This window comes from Micromonospora deserti (genome assembly GCF_003236335.1).
In the GTDB taxonomy this organism is placed as follows: Bacteria; Actinomycetota; Actinomycetes; order Mycobacteriales; family Micromonosporaceae; genus Micromonospora; species Micromonospora deserti.
The window spans coordinates 1-1,944 of the sequence record NZ_POUB01000480.1 but is presented as its reverse complement, the minus strand read 5'-3'; the positions used below and the strand labels follow the sequence as shown (position 1 = coordinate 1,944).

The window sequence follows — 1,944 nt, the reverse complement described above, 5'->3', positions numbered from 1 at the left end:
CCACCGGCCCGCCCCGCCGGCGCCCGCCGCCGGCCAGCCGCGTGCCGTCAACGCCGGTCCGTTCGGGTCGGTCCGTCCCGCCGCGCCGGTGGGCCGGCACCGCCGGTCGGCCGGGCAGGCCGAGCGGACCACCTGATCCCGGCCCTTTCATCTGGTGGACGCCGCGCGGGTCCGCCGCCGGCGCCGGACGCGTCGCCGGTAGCGTCATCCCACATGACGGTCGTGCATCCGATCGCCCGGGCCTGGATCACCACTGGCGGCACCGGCGCGCAGAACTACGACGAGTTCGCCGACGACGCGGAGATCACCGCGATCATCGAGGCGAACCCGCACAGTGCCCTCGGCATCGAGATGCCGCACCGGGCGCCGGAGAGCCTGGGGAAGTCGTTCCTCGACGCGCTGCCCGACGCGGTGACCCGGGTCGCCGAGGCGAAGGCGGACGGCAGTTACACCCCCGCCGAGCGGGTGGTGGTGCTCTACCGGATCAGCGCGCCGGCGGAGGAACCGGCGTACGGCCTTTTCGCCATGGTCGACACCGACCAGATCTCCACCCGGGCCGACGAGCCCGGCCTGGTCATCCGTAACGAGGACGTCTTCATCGCCAAGGTGCGGGAGCGGGTCGCCCTGGCCGGGGCGCTGGGCCACCTGCTCTCGCCCGTACTGCTGCTGCAGACCGGTCGCGGCGACGAGCTGCACGCCGCGCTCGCGGCGGCGACCGAGGCGGCCGGCGCGCCCGCCGCGACCGACACCGACCAGGCCGGGCGCACCCACGCCATCTGGCTGCTCGGGCCGGGTCCGCAGCAGGACGAGCTGATCGCCCTCGCCGGCGGCGGTGAACTGGTCGTCGCCGACGGCAACCACCGCAGCCTGGCCGCCCAGACCGGCGGGCTGCCCCGTTTCCTCGCGGTGGTCACCACGCCCGCCTCGGTGGCCATCCAGCCGTACAACCGGCTGGTCAGCGAGCTGACCAGCACGCCGGAGGAGCTGCTCGACCGGCTGAGGGCCGCAGGCGCGGCGATCACCCCGGTCGCCGGCCCGGTCGAGGTCCCGGCGGCCGGCGGCACCGTCCACCTCTACCTGGCCGGCCAGGGGTACGCGGTGACGCTGCCGCAAGTCGGTGGCGGCCGGCTGGAGAACCTGGACCACGCCCTGGTGGAGCGGCTGCTGCTGCGCGACGCGCTGGGGCTGGACCCGGGCGACAAGCGGATCACCTACGTCGGCGGCGACTACCCGGCGAGGTGGCTCACCGGCGAGGTCGACGCCGGCCGGGCGGAGCTGGCCGTCCTGATCGCCCCGGTGACCGTGGACGACTTCGTCGCGGTGAACCTGGCCCGGGAGAAGATGCCGCGCAAGAGCACCTGGTTCACCCCGAAGGCGCGCGGCGGCCTGGTGGTGGCCGAGCTGTCGCACTGAGTTGTGACGAATCCGGCTCCGGGACGCCGCCGACGCAGCGTCCCGGAGGACGGCCTGTCAGACTGCGCGGTATGCGCGTCTACCTGGGATCCGACCACGCCGGTTTCGAGTTGAAGGTGCACCTGGCCAACCACCTGGCCAAGCAGGGGTACGAGGTGGTGGACGTCGGCCCGCACGCGTACGACCCGGACGACGACTACCCGGCCTTCTGCCTGCACACCGGTGACCGGGTGGTGACCGACGCGGGCAGCCTCGGGGTGGTCATCGGCGGTTCCGGCAACGGCGAACAGATCGCCGCCAACAAGATCGCCGGGGTACGGGCGGCGCTGGCCTGGACCATCGAGACCGCTCAGCTGGCGCGCGAGCACAACGACGCGAACATCGTCGCCGTCGGCGCCCGGCAGCACACCCTGGACGAGGCCACCGCCATCGTCGAGGCGTTCCTCACCACCCCGTTCTCCGGCAGCGAGCGGCACACCCGGCGCATCACGCAGGTGGCCGACTACGAGCGCACCCGCCAACTCCCCGCCC

General features: G+C 73.8%; 2 protein-coding genes. Both read left to right on the top strand.

The genetic code is table 11. The features are described from left to right. Positions 1–213: 213 nt before the first annotated feature. Positions 214–1,413, top strand: a complete 1,200-nt coding sequence (locus tag C1I99_RS31350; protein ID WP_111137745.1) for a DUF1015 family protein — start codon at positions 214–216, stop codon at positions 1,411–1,413. 71 nt (positions 1,414–1,484) lie between these two features. Next, on the top strand, positions 1,485–1,944 hold a 460-nt coding region (locus C1I99_RS31345), incomplete at its 3' end, for a ribose-5-phosphate isomerase (protein WP_111137744.1).

Bases quoted from the DNA above. Each gene is read 5' to 3' on its own strand.
- C1I99_RS31350 (WP_111137745.1), top strand. From the start codon at position 214: ATGACGGTCGTGCATCCGATCGCCCGGGCCTGGATCACCACTGGCGGC.